The following is a 17,755-nucleotide window of genomic DNA, read 5'->3' as shown; positions in this document are numbered from 1 at the left end:
CGCCGCGCACTCCCGGGAGGAGTGTCATGAGCGTCCTGGTGACCGGCGCCGGGGCGATGGCCAGCATCGGCTCCGGCGTGGACGAGGTCTTCGACGCCCTGTGCGAGGGGCGCAGCGGACTGGCCGAGCTGCGCGGGTTCGACCGCGAGCGGTACCGGGCCCGGCACGCCTACGAGATCGACGACCGGCCGGAACCCGGCGCCGACGAGCCGTACCGGGCGACCCGGTGGCTGCTGCGCGTCGTGGAGGAGGCCGCGCGGCAGGCCGGTATCGACCGGGACCTGCGGGACGTGCCCGTCCTGGTGGGCACCGGTCTGCGCGAGCTGCGGTCGGCCGAGCTGGGCTGGCGGGACGGCGCCGACTTCAGCGTGGACCGACTGCACTTCGGCACCGCGCTGCGGGAACGCTTCGGCACCGTCCAGAGCTACACGTTCTCCAACGCCTGCTCCGCCTCCCTGCACGCGCTGGCGCTCGGCGCCGACATGCTGCACGCCGGCGAGGCCGACCACGTGATCGTCGCCGGGGTGGACACGCTCACCGAGAGCATGCACGGGCTGCTGGACCGCGTGCACATGGAGCCGCCGCGACAGGTGCAGCCCTTCGACCGCGACCGCAAGGGCGTGCTGATGGGTGAGGGCGCGGCGGCCGTGGTGCTGCGCCGGGAGTCCGCCGACGAGACGGGCACCTCGCTCGGCCGGCTGCGCGCCGTCAGCGTCAACTGCGACGCCCACCACGTCACCGCACCGGACGCCGCGGGCATCACCGAGGCGGTCCGCTCCGCACACGACCAGGCGGGCGTCAAGCCCGTCGACATCGACCTGGTCATGCTGCACGGCACCGGGACGCTGCTCAACGACGAGACGGAGGCGACCGCGATCTCCGCCGCGTTCGGGAGCGACGCCGACGTTCCGCTGATGACCGCTCTGAAGTCGATGACCGGGCACACCTCCGGAGGGTCGGGGCTGCTCAGCCTGATCGTCGCGCTGCGGGCCATGGCGACCGGCCGCGTGCCGGCCACCGTCGGCCTGCGGGAGCCCGTGCCGGAGGCCGACCGGTTCCGCTTCGTCCGCGACGAGGCCCTGCACGCGCCCGGTCTGACGCTGGCGCAGGTGGACGCCTTCGGTTTCGGCGGCGTCAACACGGTCGCGATCGTGGAGAGGACGGACGCATGAGCGCCCCCAGCGTGCACGTGACCGGCATCGGCCTGGCCCTGCCCGGGGTGACGCGGGCTGCGGACCTGCTCCGCGCCGCACCCGGCGCGGACGCCGTTTCCCCGGCGGAGCGCATCGGCCGCAAGGGCCTGCGCTACAAGGACCGGGCCACCCAGCTGGCCCTCGCCGCCGCGCGGGACGCCCTGCGGGAGGCCCGGCTGATCACCGAGGAGTCGGAGACCTGCGCTCTCGGCGCCTCCACGGCCGTCGTGGCCAGTTCCAACCTCGGCAACCTCGACACCGTCTGCCGGACGGCCGCCGAGATCGCCGAGCAGTCGGTGGACGGAATCAGCCCGATGGGCCTGCCCAACGCGTCCAGCAACGTGGTGGCGTCGTCCGTCGCCATCAGGTTCGCCCTGCGCGGGCCGAACCTCATGCTGTGCAACGGCGTCACGAGCGGCCTCGACGCGCTGCGGTGGGGCGCGAGCCTCATCGCGTCCGGTCGGGCGGCGCGCACGGTCGTCATCGGTGTGGAGACGCGCAACGAGGTGACCGACGCCCTGACCGGCCACGCGGGCCCGGACGTGCTGGACGGTGCCGTCGCCGTCGTCCTGGAGCGCGCGGTGGACGCCCGCGAGCGAGGCGTCGTCCCGCTGGCCGAACTCGGCGCGTACACGCGCGGCGGCTCGGTGGCCGAGTGTGTCGCGGCGCTGCTGCCCGACGACACCGGTGCCGACGTCTGGTTCACCCCGCAGGGCTTCGACGCCGAGCTGCCCGTCCCCGCGACGCGCGGCCTCGCCCGGCACGACCTGAGCCGGAACATCGGCCACGCCTCCGGTGCCCTGGGCGTCGCCCAGTGCGCCGCCGCGGTGGGCGGCTTCGCCGGGAACGACCTGGGCGTCGCCCTGCTCACCAACGGCGACGACGGCTCCGACGCGGTGGCCGGCCTGGTGCTGCGAGCGGTGAGGGACGCCGCGTGAGCGCGGGTCCGCCGGTCCCCGAGGACGCGCCCGTCGTCGTGCGACGGGCCCGGGTCGCCGCCGCCGGAACGCCGGACGCACCGCGCGTCCTGCTGCTCCACGGCCTGGCGAGCAGCTCCAGCTGCTGGGAGGCGCTCCTCCCGCTGCTGGACCCGGTGTGCGAGGTGTGGACGGCGGACCTGCCCTGGCGCGGCGCCGGAGTGGACGGCTGGTGGGAGCCCGCGCCGTCCACCTGGGCGGACCGGGCGATCCGCGCGGTGCCCGGCGGCCCCGACGTCGTCGTCGCGCACTCCTTCGGGGCCGGCGCCCTCCTCGGCTGGCTCGACGCCCGGTGCGCCACCCCGGACGCGGACGTCGCCCCGCCGCGCGGGGTCGTGCTCGCCTCGCCCTTCTACCGGGCGTCGGCCGAGGACTTCGCCTGGGACACGATCTCCTACTACCTCAACCACTTCGACAAGATCCTCGAGGACGGCGTACGCGTCCGCTCGGGGGGCCGGCTCTCCGAGGAGGTCCGGCACCTCATGGCGCTGAAGGTCCGGGACCGCGTCGGCTGCCACGGCTGGATGCGCTTCTTCGACACCTACCTGAAGACGCCCACCCTGCGCACGGACGCCATGCGCCTGCCCGTCCGGATCATCGCGGGGGCCGACGACTTCGCGGCCTTCCCCCGGGACGCGCACGCGCTGGGCGAGGCCCTGCTCGACGCCTCGGTGCACGTCCTGGACGGCACCGGCCACTTCTCGATGGTGGAGCGCCCCGGGGTCTTCGCCGACCTGACCAACGCACTCATACACGACGTCAGTGTCCCGGCACGGCCGGGACACCTGTCAGCTCTGGAGTACAACTGATGACCGCACTGACCGACACCGCCTTGACCACGGGCCTGAAGGCCCTGCTGGAGACGACGTCCACGGTGACCGTCCGTCCTCGCTACGAGGGCTCCAACATCTGCACCTGGATCGGCTTCAAGCACGTCAACTACATGGTGGAGGAGGCCGTCCTCGACCACTTCCGCACGGCCGGCCTCCCGGCGCGCGGGCTGTACGAGGAGTTCGGGCTCGGGCTGGACATCGTCGACCTCGACACGCGCATCCTGCACGCCTTCCACATGGACGACACCGCCCAGGCGGAGGTCGTGCCCCACACCAAGGAGGACGACCGCGTCATCGGCTTCCGCGTGACGGTGACCGTCGAGCGCGACGGGGAGCCGGTGAAGGCCGTCACCTCCAAGGTCAAGGTGTCCCTGCGCCCCGACGGCTACCTCCAGAGCGCCGACGAGCCGCCCGCGCTCCTGAGCCGCTTCGTCGTGCCCCGGCTCGGCGCCCACCTGGAGGCCGCCGAGGCCCCCAGCGTCGCCGTCACCCCGGCGGACAACACCTCCCTGGCCCAGGGCCGCGGTACCACCGCCTCCGACGACCCGGTCCTGGCCCAGCTCACGCAGGGCGAGAACGCGTTCGGCTGGAAGTGGCGCATCCCCTACCCCTACTGCCACTTCACGGAGCGCCTGCAGATGTCGGGCTACCTGCGGCAGATGGAGGAGGTCGTCGACCTCTTCCTCGCCGACCGCGGCATCTCCATCAAGACGCTCCTCGACGACCGGCGGTGGATCCCCGTCGTGCCGCACTCGCGGGTGCAGATCCTCGACGAGGCCCTGATGGAGGAGGACCTCTACACCGTCTACACGGTGGAAGAGGTGTTCAAGGACTTCACCTACACCTCCCGCATGGACTGCTACGTCGTCCGCGACGGTCGGCTGGTGCAGACGGAGACGGGCCGGATCACCCACGGCTACGCGGTGATCGAGAACCGCAAGGACTGGTCGCTGGTCAACTTCGACGAGCGCGTGGTGAACGCCTTCAAGGGCGGACCGGCCCAGAGCTGAGCGAGGGAGTTCCGCGGACGTCGAACGGCACCTGGAGAGACGAATGGACGACGTACTCATCACCGGACTGGGCGTCATCTCATGTCTGGGATCGGGCCTGAACGCCTTCTGGGACGGCATGAACCGGGCCGTCAGCGCCCCGCGGAAGGTCGCCGACCCCCACGCGCACATGGACATCCCGCACATGTACGCGGTGCCCGACGCCGACGTCCCCGCGCCGGTGGAGGCGCTGGACGGGCAGCCGCTGGGGGTCGCGTCGCGGTTCGCGCTCGACGTCACGCGGCAGGCCATGGCCGACGCGGGGCTGGTGGACCACGACCCGTGGCGGACCGCCGTGGTCATCGGAACCGGGATGGGTGACGCCGGGCTGCACGAGCAGTGGCGCACCGACGGGCACCCGGAGCACGACCGCTGGAACGCCACGTTCAGCGTCGCCTCCGCCGTCGGCGAGCTGGTCGGCGCGGCGGGGCCGAACACGAGCGTCAGCAACGCCTGCGCGGCGAGCGGCTTCGCCGTGTCCCTCGCGGCGGACCTGATCCGTTCCGGGGAGGCGGACGTCGTGATCGCCGGTGGCGCCGAGGCCTACTCCCGGGTGGCCCTCGGCTGCTTCAACCGGCTGGGTGCCGTCGACCCGGACACCTGCCGGCCGTTCGACGCCAAGCGTGCGGGGACGGTCTTCGGGGAGGGCGCCGCGGCGCTCGTCCTGGAGTCCGCCGCGCACGCCCGGCGGCGGTCCGCCGCCACGGTGTACGCACGGCTGGCCGGAGCCGGCTGGAGCTGCGACGCGCACCACACGACGGCGATCGAGCCGGAGGGCGTGCAGATCACCCGGGCGATGCGCCACGCACTCGCCGAGGCGGGCATCGGCCCCGCCGAGCTGGGGTGCGTCGTGCCGCACGGCACGGGCACGCTCATCAACGACACCGTGGAGAGCCGGGCGCTGGCCGGGCTGCTCGGTACGGCCGCCCTGGAGCGACCCCTGTACAGCCTCAAGTCGCTGATCGGCCACACGGGTGGCGCGGCGGGGGCGCTGGCGGCCCTGTCGGCCGCGCTGATCGTGCGCAACGGAACGGTTCCGCCGAACGTTCCGCGGACGGATCCCGACCCCGAGTGCCGGGTCAGCCTCCCCGAGGAGGCGACCGCACTGGCCGGATCGGCCGTCATGGTCAACGCCTACGCGTTCGGCGGCAACAACGTCTCTCTCGTGATGCAGGAGGCCGCCGCATGACCGCCCTTGACGCCACCCGTGTGGCCGTGACCGGCGTCGGCGTGGTGAGCCCGCGCGGCTTCGACGGCTCCGCCGCGGGCCGGGAGCGGACCGCCTCCCCGGAGGGCTGGTTCGACCACCGCACCCACCTCGGGCGCCGGGGCTACAAGTACCTGCCGACCGCAGCCCAGTACTTCCTGGCCGCGTCCAACCGGGCGCTGGAGGCGGGCGGCGGCCTGGACCACGCACCCCCGGAGAGCCGGGGGGCCGCCGTGGGGACCAACAGCGCGGCCGAGGCGCTGCACGCGGCGATGGACACGACGATCACCACCGGCAGCGCCACCGACCTGAGCCCGGCGACGGCCCCGTTCTTCTCGATCAACCTCTTCGGCAGCCGGATGGCCATGGAGCACGGCCTCCAGGGCTTCAACCTGACCCTCACCAGCCCCCGCGTCGCCGGGTTGGAGGCGATCCAGACCGGGCTGCGGTCGGTTGGGCTGGGCCGGGCGGACTGGCTGTTGGCGGGGGCGACCGAGGAGGCCCTCGCCCCGCTGGACCCCGCCGTCCGCGACTCCGAGGCGGGCGCCGTCGCCCTGGTGCTGGAGCCCGCCCGGGACGCGGCCGCGCGCGGGAGCGACGTCCTCGGCCACCTCGTGGTGCGCTCCGGCTACCTGCCGCCGGGGACGCCCGCCCCCGAGGCCCGGGAGCGGGCCGGACGGATCCTCGGCGAGGGTCCCGGAGGGCTCGCCCTCCGGGACGCGACGGTCGTCGCCGTCGTCGACGACTCGCCGGTCTCGGCAGCGGTCCTCGGCGCCCTGGGGACCGACGTGCGCCGCGTGCCGGCGGGAGCCGGGTCGCTGGAACCGCTCCTCCAGATCGCGGGGCTGCTGGGTTCCGGGGCCGAGGGCCCCACGGCCGTCGTGACGGCGGCGGCCCAGGGCAACGTCGCCCTCTGCTGGGTCATACCCCCCGACCGTACCGACGCAGCCCCGGCCGCCACGCCGCGGGACGAGGCATAGGAGAACAGCATGGAAACACCTCTCGACGGTTCCTGGGCGCTCGTCCTGGGCGTCTCCAGCGGCATGGGCCTGGCGGTGGCGCGACGGCTCGCGCACGAGGGGGTGAACATCCTCGGCGTCCATTTCGACACGGCCAGCGGCCAGGAGAAGGCGGAGGTCGCGGTCGAGGAACTGCGCTCCCTCGGGGTCCAGGCGCACTTCCACAACGCCAACGCCGCACGGGCCGCCACCCGCGCCGAACTGGTGCCCGCCTTCCGCGAGCTGACGGGCGAGCGCGGCATCCGCGTCCTCGTCCACTCCCTGGCGTTCGGCACGCTCGTGCCCTTCGTCCCCGAGGAGGGGACGCCCGGGGTCTCGGAGCGCCAGATGAACATGACGCTGGACGTGATGGCCCACTCCCTCGTCTACTGGACCCAGGACCTGTACGCGGCCGGCCTGCTGCGTCAGGGCGCCAAGATCTACGCGATGACGAGCGCCGGCGACCTCAAGGTCTCGCCGAACTACGGTGCCGTCTCCGCCGCCAAGTGCGCGCTGGAGTCCCATGTCCGGCAGCTCGCGATGGAACTCGCGCCCAGCGGCGTCGCGGTGAACGCCCTGCGGGCCGGGGTCACGGTGACCCCCTCGCTGGAGCGCATCCCCGAACACGAGGAGCTGGTGCAGCGCGCCACGCGGACCAACCCGCACGGGCGCCTCACCCGGCCCGAGGACGTCGGCGAGGCCGTGCTCCTCCTCTCGCGGACCGAGTCCTCCTGGATCACGGGCAACGTCATCGGCGTTGACGGCGGGGAAGTGCTCACCGCCTGATGGACGACACGGAAGCCCAGCACGGGCGTGCCACCGGGGCCCCGCGCGCCCTGCCGCGGGTGCTGACGGCACCCGCGGCGGCGCTGCGCGGAGCGCTGCACGGGGCGCGCCACGCCTACGAGCTCTACCACCCGCCGCAGAGCCGGGTCGGGCGCACCCCCGAGAACAAGGGGCTGCCCATGCGGCGCATGCGGGTCACCACCACCCTGGACGGCCTCGCCCTCGAAGCGTGGGTCGTCCCCGGGGACGGGCCGCACACCGTGGTGATCTGCCACGGTGTGGAGCGGTCCAAGTCCAGCACGCTCAGCCACATCGAGATGCTGCACCGGGCCGGATACCACGTGGTGGCCTACGACATGCGCAACCACGGCGAGAGCGGCGGGGACCGGCGCTTCACCCGCATGGCCCGGCGCTACACCAGCGACCTGCGGGACGTGCTGCGCGAGGTGGCCGCCGACCCCGAGGTCGGCGGCGGCGGGCTGGCGGTGCTCGGCTTCTCCTTCTCGGCCTGGCCCTCCCTGCAGGTGCTCAGCGTCGCGGACGCCCCCGCGCTGAGCGCCGTCATCTGCGACAGCGGGCCGATGCACGACATCCCGGCGGGCCTCGCGGGCTTCGCGGAGCTGCGCCGGGGCGGCCTGCCGGAGCACCTGCGGCGCCGGGCGGCGTTCACCGCCTACCGGCGGGTGTTCCGGACGCTCGCCTTCCACATGCTCGCGGTCCGGAACTGGCCCCCGGACATGGCCGGGGTGTCGACCCGGCTGATGTTCGTCGCCGGGGCCGAGGACCCCGTCGTCAGCGCGGCGCAGGTCGGCAAGGTCGCCCGCGCGCTGCCCGGGGCGCACCTGTGGGTCGCCCCGACGGCGATGCACATGAACGCGATCCGGTTCGACCGGCAGGAGTACCGCACCCAGGTCCTGGACTTCCTCGCCGACGCGTTCACGGCCGGCGCGGGAACCTCCCCGCCCCGCGACCGACACCACCACCAGCGGACGGAGGCCGACGCGTGACGGAGCTCCTGCTCGTCCAGAGCGACGACCCGGCACACAGCCCCGGAGGCGAGCGGTTCGTGGAGGACGCCCTGCACCTGGCGGCCGCCGGACACCACACGTCGCTGTTCCTCGTCGACAACGCCGTGTTCGCGGCCCTCCCCGGCGCCCTGCCGCGCGTGGACGAGTTCCTCGGCGCGGGAGGCCACGTCCTGGTCGACGCGTTCTCCGCGCAGCAGCGCTCCCTCACCCCGGACGACCTGCTGGCGCGGGCGCGGACGGTGGAGATGGACGACCTGGCCGCGCGGCTGCTCGATCCCCAGACGAAGGTGGTGTGGCACTGACATGGCTCCCGTACCCCGCACCGACGTCCTGCTCGCCGTCTTCGGCGGCCCGCACCGCACCGATCTGGTGAGCACGACCTTCCGCCTCGCGCACGCGCTGCTGGACCGCGGTGCCACGCTCCAGGTGTGGACGTGCGGCGACGCGACCGGGCTGACGCGCCGCTCCCTGGGCGACTCCAAGCCCCGCAACGTCGTCGACTGGACGCGCGACCACCCCTCGACGGCAGCCGTGGCCCGGGGGCTCATCGCCGACCACCCCGGGCGACTGCACTGGTACGTGTGCCGGTTCTGCTCCGACGAGCGCGGCATGGGCGACCAGATCCCCGAGGTCCGACGGCGGCCGCCGTTCACCTTCCACGAGCACACGCAGGCCGCCGGCAAGGCACTCACCCTGGGGGTCTGCTGAGATGACCACCCCGCAGAACCCGGCGCTGGTCCTGGTCGACCGGGCCTACCGCGGCTCCGTGGAGACACAGTTCGCCGACGTCCTCTACATCATCCGGGAACTCAACCGGCAGACCGGCGGACTGCACCTCGCCCTGCGCGGACACGCCGTCACCTACGCCGTCGCGGCCCCGGAGTACGAGCCGAGCGTCCACCTCGGCAGCCGGACCCTCGACACCCTGCCCGACCCGCGGCGTTCGGTGCGCACGATGCTCGACGAGGGCGCCACGGTCTGGGTCGAGGAAGCGGACCTCCAGCGCATCGGCCCCAAGGCGGCGAGCAGGCTGCTGCCCGGAACCCGCACGGCCGCACCGGGCGAACTGGCGTTGCGCTGGTTCTCCTACTCGCAGGTGTGGTTCATGTGACGCCACCCGTCGGCACGACTCAAGGAGCAAACGAAACGATGGCCACAGCCACCGCTGAAGGCTCGCTCATCTCCGCCTGGGCGGCCGTGTCCCCCTGGGGCCTGAGCAGCACGGAGTTCAGCTCGGGTCTGAAGGACGCCCGCCCGGCGGGCACCCCCGTCGACCCGGAGCGCTGGACCGTACCGCAGGACGAGGTCTGCCTGGTGCCGGAGTTCGACGTCCGCAAGAGCCTCGGCCGCAAGGGCACGCGCTCCATGGACCGGGTCACCGGGCTCGCCGTCACCGCGCTGGGACAGCTGGTGGGCGGGGAGACCCGGCTGCCCGGGGTCGGCCCGGACACCGGGCTGGCCCTGGGGACGAGCACCGGCAGCGCGCAGAGCATCATGGACTTCACCCGCGACTCGCTCGTCGGCGAGAAGCCCTTCTTCGTCGACCCGGCCCGCTTCCCGAACACCGTCATGAACTGCGCCGCCGGGCAGTCCGCGATCTGGCACGAGCTCAAGGGACCGAACACCACCATCGCCGGCGGCCGGGCCACCGGCCTGCTGGCCCTGCAGTACGCGGTGCGGCTGCAACGCGCCGGCCGCGCGAACACCGTGCTGTGCGGCGCCGTCGAGGAGTTCTCCGCCGCCCGGGCCTGGCTGGAGTGGCACAGCAACGGCCGGGAGGCCACCGGGGCGCCGCTCGGGGAGGGCGCCGCCGTCTGGCTGATGGAGTCCGAGGAGACGGCCCGCGGCAACGGCCGCACGGGACTCGCCCGCGTGGAGGGCCTGGAGTTCGGCTTCGCCGGCGAACCCGGCGACATCCAGGAGGTGCTGGCGGAGTGCGTGCGGAACCTGTACGAGCGCAGCGGCACCCGGGCCGAGGACCTGTGGGCCGTCGCGACGTCGCAGCTGCCCGGTCCTGACGGGGAGGCCGAACAGGCGGCGCTGCGCGACGTGCTCGGCACGCACCGGCCCCACCTGCTGCCCTGCTCCGAGCTGATCGGCGACACCTACGCCGCCTCGGCCGCGTTCCAGGTCACCGTCATGCTCGCGCACGCCCAGCAGCACCCCGAGGGTGCCGGCCGGACCGCGCTGGTGACCTCCGTCGAGCAGGACGGCGTCGTCGCCGCGGCGCTCTTCCGGCTGCTGGGGGAGGAGAGCCGATGACCGCCCCCGTCCCCACCGCGCTGCTCTTCCCCGGCCAGGGCGCGCAGCGCAGCGGCATGGGGGAGCCCTGGCGGATGTGCGCATCCTGGCAACTCACCCGGGAGATCTCCGAGACCGCCGGCGTGGACGTCGAGGAGCTGCTGCTCAAGGCGGACGACGAGGCGCTGCGCCGGACGGACCTGGCGCAGCTCGCCGTCTTCACCGCGGACGTCATCGCCCTGCACGAGGCACGCGCCACCGGGGGGCTGGGCACGGTGTGCGGCTACGCCGGGCACAGCCTGGGGGAGTACGTGGCCCTCTACGCGGCCGGCGCCCTGTCCCTCGGCGACGCCGCGCGGGTCGTCGCCGCACGCGGCCGGGCCATGCGGCAGGCGGCGCAGGACACCCCGGGCACGATGGCGGTGCTGGTGCGGGCCGACGCCGACACGGTCGAGGCCCTCGTCCTGGCGGTCCGCGAGGAGGGCCACGACGTGTGGCTCGCCAACCTCAACGCACCCGGCCAGATCGTGGTGTCTGGTTCCCTCGACGGCATCGAACGCGCCGCCGGGATCGCCGGTGACTACGACGCCAAGGTGATGCGCGTTCCCGTCGGGGGAGCCTTCCACACCCCGCTCATGGCCGCCGCCGTCGAGCCCCTCACCCGGGCGCTCGCCGCCGTGCCCTTCGCCGCGACGCACGAGCCCGTGGTCGCCAACGTCGACGCCCGGGTGCACACCGGGGCCGACACCGACTGGCGCGCGCTCCAGGTGCGCCAGCTCACCCACCCCGTGCTGTGGGAGCGCGGCGTGCACACGCTGCACGGCGGGCTCGGCTGCCTCCGGTTCGTCGAGCTCGGCCCGGGGCGCGCGCTGTCCGGCATGGTCAAGCGCACCGTCAAGGACGCCGTCGTCGTGACGGTCAACACCCCCGACCACCTCCCCTCGCCGGTCGCCTGACCGGCGACGTCCGACCATCCACCAGAGGAAAGGACCCCACCCATGTCCGAGACCACCCAGGCACTCGACCTCGAGGACCTCCGCACGACCGTCGCCGACGTCCTGGACGTCGAGGAGAAGGAGCTCACCGACGACGCCCACTTCGTCGAGACGCTCGGCGTCGACTCGCTGATGGCCCTTGAGGTCATGGTCGTGCTGGAGAAGAAGTACGGCGTCAAGCTCCGCGAGGAGGAGCTGAAGCAGGTCACCTCCCTGCGCAAGGCGTACGACCTGCTCGCCGAGAAGCTCGAGGCCCGCTGATGACGCCGACGGCGTGCACGCCCGTCGACGGTACGCCCGAGCCGGTCGACACCGAGGACGGCACGGCCACGGTCGTGACGGTGGCCGGGGACGAGAAGGTCTTCCCCGGCCACTACCCGGGCTTCCCGATCTTCCCGGGCGTCTGCATCGTCGAGTACGCCCACCGCAGCGCCCTGGCCACCTTCCCGGCCGAGGGCCGGTGGGAGCTGGCGGCCGTGGAGTCCACCCGCTTCCTCTCCCCGGTCTTCCCCGGGGACGAGCTGCGCACCGAGCTGACGTGGTCGCAGGACGGAGAGGGGTGGCGGTGCAAGGCGAAGGTCGCCTCGCAGCGCGGGAACGCCGCGCAGATCAGGTTCCGATTCGACGCCGGGAGGGCGGGATGAGCAGCGTTCCCCAGGGGGTGGCCGGCATCAAGGCCGTGCTCCCCCACCGCTACCCCATGCTGCTGGTCGACCGTGTGCTGGAGCTCGTCCCCGGCGAACGGCTCACCGCGCTGAAGGCCGTCACGTGCAACGAACCCTGGTACGAGGGGCTGAGCGACAAGGCGTCGGAGGAGGACCACGACTACCCGCGGGTGCTCCTCATCGAGTCCTGGTGCCAGGCGGCCGGGGTGCTCATCGCCTCCGAGCGGCCGAACCCGGACGTGCTCAGCGGGCAGGTGATGCTCTTCGGCGGCATATCCGACGTCCGCTTCACCGGCCGGGTGCGGCCCGGTGACGTCATGCGGCACGAGGTGCGCCTCTCCAGGGCGCTGACGGACACGGTGATCTTCGAGGGCGAGTGCCTCGTCGACGGGCGGGTGGTCGCGGAGATCGGGCGGGTCGTCATGGCCATGCGCCCCGCGACGGAACTGACGGAACAGGTGCCCGGCACCGCCGCGAGCAGCGAGGAGAAGTCCTGATGGCGGAGAAGACCGCGCGCACGGCCCTGATCACCGGTGGCTCCCGGGGACTGGGCCGGGCGACCGCGCTGCGGCTGGCCGACGACGGCTACGACGTGGCGTTCTGCTACACCGCGAACGAGGAGGCCGCCCGGGAGCTGGAGAAGGAGGTCTCCGAACGGGGTGTGCGCGTCCTGGCCGTGCGGGCCGACGTCTCCGACCCCGACTCGGCCCGCGCCTTCGTGAACGCGGCCCAGGAGGAGTTCGACGCGCTCGACGTCGTGGTCACCTCGGCCGGCATCGTCAGGGACAACCCGTTGCTGATGATGAAGGACGAGGACTGGAACCGCGTCATCGACGTCAACCTCAACGGCACGTACTACGTCTGCCGCTACGCCATCTTCGAGATGATGAAGCGCAAGTCGGGGTGCATCGTCAACATCTCCTCCGTCGCCGGGGTCCACGGCAACCCGACGCAGAGCAACTACTCGGCCTCCAAGGCCGGGATCATCGGCTTCACCAAGGCGATCGCCAAGGAGGTCGGCCGCTACGGCATCCGCGCCAACGTGGTGGCCCCCGGGTTCATCGAGACGGACATGACGTCCTCGCTGACCGACCAGGTGCGCGAGCAGGCGCTGAAGCAGATCGCGCTGCGGCGGCTCGGCCGTCCCGAGGAGGTGGCCGACATGGTCGCCTACCTCGCCGGGGCCGAGTACGTGACCGGGTCCGTGCTGCAGATCGACGGAGGCATCGTCCTGTGACGCGGGGCGGGAAAGGTGGGGAACGGTGAGACGCGACCGCGTGCCGCGCTGGTACTTCTCGCTGCGCAGCCCGTACTCGTGGCTGGCGTACCGCGACCTGAGGACGCGCTACCCCGACGTGCTGGACCGGCTGGAGTGGCGTCCCTTCTGGGAGCCCGACGCCCTCTCCGAGCGGTTGCTGACGGAGGCGGGCGGAGCGTTCCCGTACGTGGCGATGTCACGGGCCAAGCACCTGTACATCCTGCAGGACGTGCGCCGGCTCGTGCGCGAGCGAGGGGAGGAGTCCACCTGGCCCGTCGACCGCGATCCCTGCTGGGAGGTGCCCCACCTCGCCTACCTCGCGGCGCGGGACGAGGGGCGGGGCGCGGAGTTCGTCGACGTGGCCTACCGACTCCGCTGGAACGAAGGCCGTGACATCTGCGACTCCGGTACGATCGCCGCAATCGCACGTGAGTTGGGGCTGGGGGAGAGCCGCCTGGTCGAGGCGGTCGACGACCCGAAGCTGCGGGAGAGGGGGACGACGGCGCTCCTCGAAGTGCACCGGGACGGGGTCTTCGGCGTCCCGTTCTTCGTCAACGGCTACGAGAAGTTCTGGGGGATCGACCGCCTCCCCGCCTTCGCCGCGTCGGTGCGGGGTCCCGGTGGCGCCGTCGAACCGGCCCGGGAGCCCGCTTCGACCTCCGACCCGGGTGGGGACCAGGGCCACGCGGGGGGATGCGGCTGACCCAGCGGTCCGGGTGCCGGCGGCGGCGCCGGGCCCCGACCGGGCCGCTCGTCCCCACCACCGGCCCCTCGGCCGTGGCGAGCGCCTGGTCCCGGCGAGCCCCGCTCACGACCAGCGAGAGCCCATCACACGACAGGAGTCATCATGGCCTTGGCCCCAGGTACGAGCCGGTCCCGCGGGTACTCTCCGGTAACCCGCGTGCTCTCGGCGCTCGCCCTGCCCTTCGCGCCCCTGTGCGGCCTCGCACTGGCGTACATGCTCTTCCACCCGCCGCGCCGGCCCCACCACAAGACGCCCGTCGACGTGGGGCTGCCCGAGCCGGAGGAGCTGTGGGTCCCGATCGGCGGGGGCAAGCGGGTGCACGCCTGGCTCTGCCCCGGTGACACCGGTCGGGTCGTCGTCATCGGGCACGGCATGGGGCTCAGCAAGTCCGCCACGCTGGGGCACGCCAAGTTCCTGCACGACGCCGGGTACACCGTGTGCCTCTTCGACCACCGCAACCACGGCCGGAGCAGCCAGGACCGCTCGGTCACCGGTCTGAGCGACAAGTTCACCTCGGACGTGCTGTCCCTGGTCGAGCTGCTGCGCGGCCGGGCGGAGTACCGCTCGGCCAAGGTCGCCGTGTACGGCTTCTCCTTCTCGACGTTCCCGATGTTCTACTCGCTCAGGGACCAGGACGTCGCCGTGGACGCGGTGATCTGCGACAGCGGTCCCGGGCTCGAACTGGCCCCGCTCTTCGCCAACTTCCTGGACGCCGACGTGCTCCCGGTGCCGAAGGCGCTGCGGGCCAACCCCGCGCGGTTCGCGATGGAGCGGACGCTGTGCTGGGCGGGCACCACGATGCTGCGCTCCGAGTGGCCGCCGCCGCTGGAGGGTCGCTACGTCGACACGCCGCTGCTCTTCATCGCGGGGGAGGAGGACCGCATCCTGCCGGCCTCCTCGGTGGACGCGCTGGCGGGCTGCTACGCGGATGCCGAAGCCCACATCCTGCCGGGCATCGGTCACCTGCTGGGGCTCAGGGAGGCCCCGGAGAAGTACACCTCGACCGTCCTGGACTTCCTGCGGCGGGCCCTGACGTAACGGAATCGAGCGACGTTGAAGCTTCCACGCGAATGGGGTGTGCGCGAGGCGGAGGTCCTCGCGCACTACCCCTGCGACGAACTGCTGGGCTCCCCCCGGGAGCACTGGTACCGGGGCGTGACGGTCCGGGCCGACGCGGCCACCGTCTTCCGCTGGCTGTGTCAGCTCAAAGTGGCCCCGTACAGCTACGACCTGCTGGACAATCTCGGTCGGCGCAGCCCCCGCCGCCTCACGCCGGGCGCCGAACGCCTGGAGACCGGTCAGCGGGTCATGACGATCTTCCGGCTCGTCGACTTCGAGCCGGACCGGCAGCTGACCATGGTGCTGGACAAGCCGAGGGCCCTGCGCCTCTTCGGCGGCTTCGCCCTCACCTACACGGTCGAGGAGGTCGCCCCCCGCGTCACCCGCCTGGTCGCCAAGCTCGTGGTCGGGGACGACGACGGGGTGCTGGGACGGCTGCGCAGGCCGCTGATGGCCTGGGGCGACCTGCTCATGATGCACCGCCAGCTCACCACCTTGCGCACGCTCGCCGAACGGCGATGACGCACACCACGGGGAGAACCGCACCATGACGATCCTGGACGAGCGCCGCTCCGCCCTGACGAGGCCCGCGACGGCCGACGACACGCCACCACCGGCCGGTCCGCCGGCCGAACCGGCGGCCGAGGAGCCGCGGACCCACGGCACGCTGACGGACGAGCTGGCCACCCTGCGCCGGCAGGCCGTGGACGGCCCCAGCGAGCGGGCCACCGAGGCCCAGCACCGCAAGGGCAAACTGACCGCGCGCGAACGCATCGAACTGCTCCTGGACAAGGGGTCCTTCAACGAGGTCGAGCAGTTGCGGCGGCACCGCGCGACCGGCTTCGGGCTGGAGGGCAAGCGCCCCCCGACCGACGGTGTGGTGACCGGCTGGGGCACCGTCCACGGCCGCACCGTGTTCGTCTACGCCCACGACTTCCGCATCTTCGGCGGGGCGCTGGGCGAGGCCCACGCCCAGAAGATCCACAAGATCATGGACATGGCGCTAAAGGCCGGGGCTCCGCTGGTCAGCCTGAGCGACGGAGCCGGGGCGCGCATCCAGGAAGGCGTCACCGCGCTGGCCGGCTATGGGGGGATATTTCAGCGGAACGTCGCCGCCTCCGGCGTGATCCCGCAGATCAGCGTGATCCTCGGCCCCTGCGCGGGCGGGGCCGCGTACTCACCCGCCCTCACCGACTTCGTGTTCATGGTCAAGGGCACCTCGCAGATGTTCATCACGGGGCCCGACGTCGTCCAGGCGGTCACCGGCGAGGAGGTCACCCACGACGAGCTCGGCGGGGCCGAGGCGCACGGCAGCAGGTCCGGGGTGGCGGCCTTCGTCCACGACACGGAGGAGGAGGCGCTGGAGGACGTGCGCCACCTGCTCTCGCTGCTGCCGTCGAACAACAGGGAGCTGGCTCCGGAGGTCACGTCGACGGACCCGGCCGACCGGGCGAACGACGCGCTGGAACGCATCGTCCCGGTGGACGGGAACCGGTCCTACGACGTGCACGACGTGATCGAGGAGATCGTCGACGACGGGGACGTCTTCGAGGTGCACGCCGACTGGGCGACGAACATCGTCTGCGCCTTCGCCCGGCTCGACGGCCAGGTGGTCGGCGTCGTGGCGAACCAGCCGTCCCGGATGGCCGGGGCGCTGGACATCAACGCCAGCGAGAAGGCCGCGCGCTTCGTCTCCTTCTGCGACGCGTTCAGCATCCCCCTCGTCACGCTGCTCGACGTGCCGGGCTTCCTGCCCGGCGTGGACCAGGAGCACGCGGGCATCATCCGGCACGGCGCCAAGCTGCTCTACGCGTACTGCGACGCCACGGTCCCCCGCATCCAGCTGATCATGCGCAAGGCCTACGGCGGCGCGTACATCGTGATGGAGTCCCTGTCGATCGGCTCCGACCTGTCGTTCGCGTGGCCGACCAACGAGATCGCGGTCATGGGGGCCGAGGGCGCGGCGGGAGTCGTCTTCCGCCGCGAGATCGCCGCCTCGGACGACCCGGAGCGCACGCGCGGGGAACGGATCGCGGAGTACCGCAGGGAGCTGATGCACCCCTACTACGCGGCCGAGCGCGGCCTGGTCGACGACGTCATCGACCCCCGCGAGACCCGCGCCACCCTCGTGCACGGCCTGCGCATGCTGCGGACCAAGCACAAGCCCCTGCCGGACCGCAAGCACGGGAACCAGCCGATATGAGCGACACGAGCGACCTGGCCACCGCACCGCTCCGCGTCCTGCGCGGCGCTCCGGACGACCGTGAACTGGCCGCCGTGACGGCGGTCCTGCTGGCCGTGCGCAGCGGCCGTGGCGACGAGGCGCCGAAGCCGGGTCCGCACCGCACCGGGTGGGACCGGACGCGTGCCGGCTACGTCGCGCCGACCTCGTGGACCACGCGCCACCGCCCCTGACGTACCCGACCGTCCCGGAGGCCGGGACACCCGCCCGTGGGGGCGGGTGTCCCGCACCGGGTCAGAAACTCGCCTCCGGCAGCTCCATCAGCGTGTTGTCGGTCTGCTCGGCCAGTGCCCGCCGCACCGACACCGACGGCAGGACCTCCGCCGCGAAGAAGGTGGCGGCGGCGACCTTGCCCCGGTAGAAGTCCGCCGCCTCCCCCCGGGCGGTGGGCAGCTTGGCCAGCGCCACCGCGGCCGACCGCAGCAGCAGGTACCCCACGAGCACGTCGCCGGAGGCCATCAGCAGGCGGGTGGTGTTCT

23 protein-coding genes are annotated in these 17,755 nt (G+C 72.9%); 22 read left to right on the top strand and 1 reads right to left on the bottom strand.

The annotated features are described in order from the left end of the window. The first annotated feature begins 26 nt into the window (after positions 1–26). The 22 genes from IF129_RS23805 to IF129_RS23700 all read left to right on the top strand — a co-directional run bounded on the left by IF129_RS23805 (position 27) and on the right by IF129_RS23700 (position 17,449). Positions 27–1,172: a beta-ketoacyl synthase N-terminal-like domain-containing protein gene (locus tag IF129_RS23805; protein WP_191211878.1), complete on the top strand. Its 1,146-nt coding sequence runs from the start codon at positions 27–29 to the stop codon at positions 1,170–1,172. Continuing rightward, entirely contained in the window at positions 1,169–2,131 is a 963-nt protein-coding gene (locus IF129_RS23800; protein ID WP_191211877.1) for a beta-ketoacyl synthase N-terminal-like domain-containing protein, read from the top strand. The genes IF129_RS23805 and IF129_RS23800 overlap by 4 nt, the downstream gene beginning before the upstream one ends. Continuing rightward, positions 2,128–2,979: an alpha/beta fold hydrolase gene (locus IF129_RS23795; RefSeq protein ID WP_191211876.1), complete on the top strand. Its 852-nt coding sequence runs from the start codon at positions 2,128–2,130 to the stop codon at positions 2,977–2,979. The genes IF129_RS23800 and IF129_RS23795 overlap by 4 nt, the downstream gene beginning before the upstream one ends. After that, a complete protein-coding gene (locus IF129_RS23790; RefSeq protein ID WP_191211875.1) occupies positions 2,979–4,013 on the top strand; it encodes an acyl-CoA thioesterase family protein in 1,035 nt (344 codons plus the stop codon). The genes IF129_RS23795 and IF129_RS23790 overlap by 1 nt, the downstream gene beginning before the upstream one ends. A 43-nt stretch (positions 4,014–4,056) precedes the next feature. Next, positions 4,057–5,241, top strand: a complete 1,185-nt coding sequence (locus IF129_RS23785; RefSeq protein WP_191211874.1) for a beta-ketoacyl-[acyl-carrier-protein] synthase family protein — start codon at positions 4,057–4,059, stop codon at positions 5,239–5,241. Further along, on the top strand, positions 5,238–6,239 hold the full coding sequence (locus IF129_RS23780; protein WP_191211873.1) for a beta-ketoacyl synthase N-terminal-like domain-containing protein: 1,002 nt from the start codon (positions 5,238–5,240) through the stop codon (positions 6,237–6,239). Before IF129_RS23785 ends, IF129_RS23780 begins: the two co-directional genes overlap by 4 nt. Before the next feature lie 9 nt (positions 6,240–6,248). Beyond that, positions 6,249–7,043, top strand: coding sequence for an SDR family oxidoreductase (locus tag IF129_RS23775; protein ID WP_191211872.1), 795 nt, complete (start codon positions 6,249–6,251; stop codon positions 7,041–7,043). Beyond that, the gene (locus tag IF129_RS23770) at positions 7,043–8,050 is read left to right on the top strand and encodes an alpha/beta hydrolase (RefSeq protein WP_191211871.1); all 1,008 of its coding nucleotides are present in this window, start codon (positions 7,043–7,045) and stop codon (positions 8,048–8,050) included. The genes IF129_RS23775 and IF129_RS23770 overlap by 1 nt, the downstream gene beginning before the upstream one ends. Beyond that, entirely contained in the window at positions 8,047–8,373 is a 327-nt protein-coding gene (locus IF129_RS23765; RefSeq protein WP_191211870.1) for a DsrE family protein, read from the top strand. The genes IF129_RS23770 and IF129_RS23765 overlap by 4 nt, the downstream gene beginning before the upstream one ends. 1 nt (position 8,374) lies before the next feature. Continuing rightward, on the top strand, positions 8,375–8,779 hold the full coding sequence (locus tag IF129_RS23760; protein ID WP_191211869.1) for a hypothetical protein: 405 nt from the start codon (positions 8,375–8,377) through the stop codon (positions 8,777–8,779). 1 nt (position 8,780) lies between these two features. Continuing rightward, positions 8,781–9,182, top strand: coding sequence for a hypothetical protein (locus tag IF129_RS23755; RefSeq protein WP_191211868.1), 402 nt, complete (start codon positions 8,781–8,783; stop codon positions 9,180–9,182). 38 nt (positions 9,183–9,220) lie between these two features. Further along, a complete protein-coding gene (locus tag IF129_RS23750; RefSeq protein ID WP_191211867.1) occupies positions 9,221–10,333 on the top strand; it encodes a beta-ketoacyl synthase N-terminal-like domain-containing protein in 1,113 nt (370 codons plus the stop codon). After that, a complete protein-coding gene (locus IF129_RS23745; protein WP_191211866.1) occupies positions 10,330–11,268 on the top strand; it encodes an ACP S-malonyltransferase in 939 nt (312 codons plus the stop codon). Before IF129_RS23750 ends, IF129_RS23745 begins: the two co-directional genes overlap by 4 nt. Positions 11,269–11,310: 42 nt before the next feature. Beyond that, positions 11,311–11,568 carry an acyl carrier protein gene (locus tag IF129_RS23740; protein ID WP_191211865.1) on the top strand — a complete coding sequence of 86 codons (258 nt, stop codon included), beginning with the start codon at positions 11,311–11,313 and terminating at the stop codon, positions 11,566–11,568. Beyond that, positions 11,568–11,951: a 3-hydroxyacyl-ACP dehydratase FabZ family protein gene (locus IF129_RS23735; protein WP_191211864.1), complete on the top strand. Its 384-nt coding sequence runs from the start codon at positions 11,568–11,570 to the stop codon at positions 11,949–11,951. The genes IF129_RS23740 and IF129_RS23735 overlap by 1 nt, the downstream gene beginning before the upstream one ends. After that, positions 11,948–12,469 (top strand): 3-hydroxyacyl-ACP dehydratase FabZ family protein, encoded by a 522-nt coding sequence (locus IF129_RS23730; protein WP_191211863.1) that lies wholly within the window; start codon positions 11,948–11,950, stop codon positions 12,467–12,469. Before IF129_RS23735 ends, IF129_RS23730 begins: the two co-directional genes overlap by 4 nt. Continuing rightward, complete coding sequence (gene fabG / locus IF129_RS23725) at positions 12,469–13,209, top strand: 3-oxoacyl-[acyl-carrier-protein] reductase (RefSeq protein ID WP_191211862.1); 741 nt, start codon at positions 12,469–12,471, stop codon at positions 13,207–13,209. Before IF129_RS23730 ends, fabG begins: the two co-directional genes overlap by 1 nt. Positions 13,210–13,234: 25 nt before the next feature. Further along, on the top strand, positions 13,235–13,933 hold the full coding sequence (locus IF129_RS23720; protein ID WP_191211861.1) for a 2-hydroxychromene-2-carboxylate isomerase: 699 nt from the start codon (positions 13,235–13,237) through the stop codon (positions 13,931–13,933). Positions 13,934–14,131: 198 nt separating this feature from the next. After that, entirely contained in the window at positions 14,132–15,013 is an 882-nt protein-coding gene (locus IF129_RS23715) for an alpha/beta hydrolase (protein ID WP_318153914.1), read from the top strand. 15 nt (positions 15,014–15,028) lie between these two features. Beyond that, a complete protein-coding gene (locus IF129_RS23710; protein WP_224755489.1) occupies positions 15,029–15,556 on the top strand; it encodes a hypothetical protein in 528 nt (175 codons plus the stop codon). Positions 15,557–15,581: 25 nt separating this feature from the next. After that, the gene (locus IF129_RS23705) at positions 15,582–17,237 is read left to right on the top strand and encodes an acyl-CoA carboxylase subunit beta (protein WP_191211859.1); all 1,656 of its coding nucleotides are present in this window, start codon (positions 15,582–15,584) and stop codon (positions 17,235–17,237) included. Continuing rightward, positions 17,234–17,449: an acyl-CoA carboxylase subunit epsilon gene (locus tag IF129_RS23700; protein WP_191211858.1), complete on the top strand. Its 216-nt coding sequence runs from the start codon at positions 17,234–17,236 to the stop codon at positions 17,447–17,449. The genes IF129_RS23705 and IF129_RS23700 overlap by 4 nt, the downstream gene beginning before the upstream one ends. Before the next feature lie 61 nt (positions 17,450–17,510). On the opposite strand, the gene IF129_RS23695 is transcribed toward IF129_RS23700, so the two are convergent. Then, a partial coding sequence (locus tag IF129_RS23695; protein ID WP_191211857.1) for an acyl-CoA dehydrogenase C-terminal domain-containing protein occupies positions 17,511–17,755 on the bottom strand: 245 nt, incomplete at its 5' end.

Origin of the sequence: Streptomyces chumphonensis (assembly GCF_014779715.1) — a bacterium.
Taxonomy (GTDB): Bacteria; Actinomycetota; Actinomycetes; order Streptomycetales; family Streptomycetaceae; genus Streptomyces; species Streptomyces chumphonensis.
Note: the sequence above shows the minus strand (reverse complement) of the source record. Positions and strands in the feature narration are given on the sequence as shown.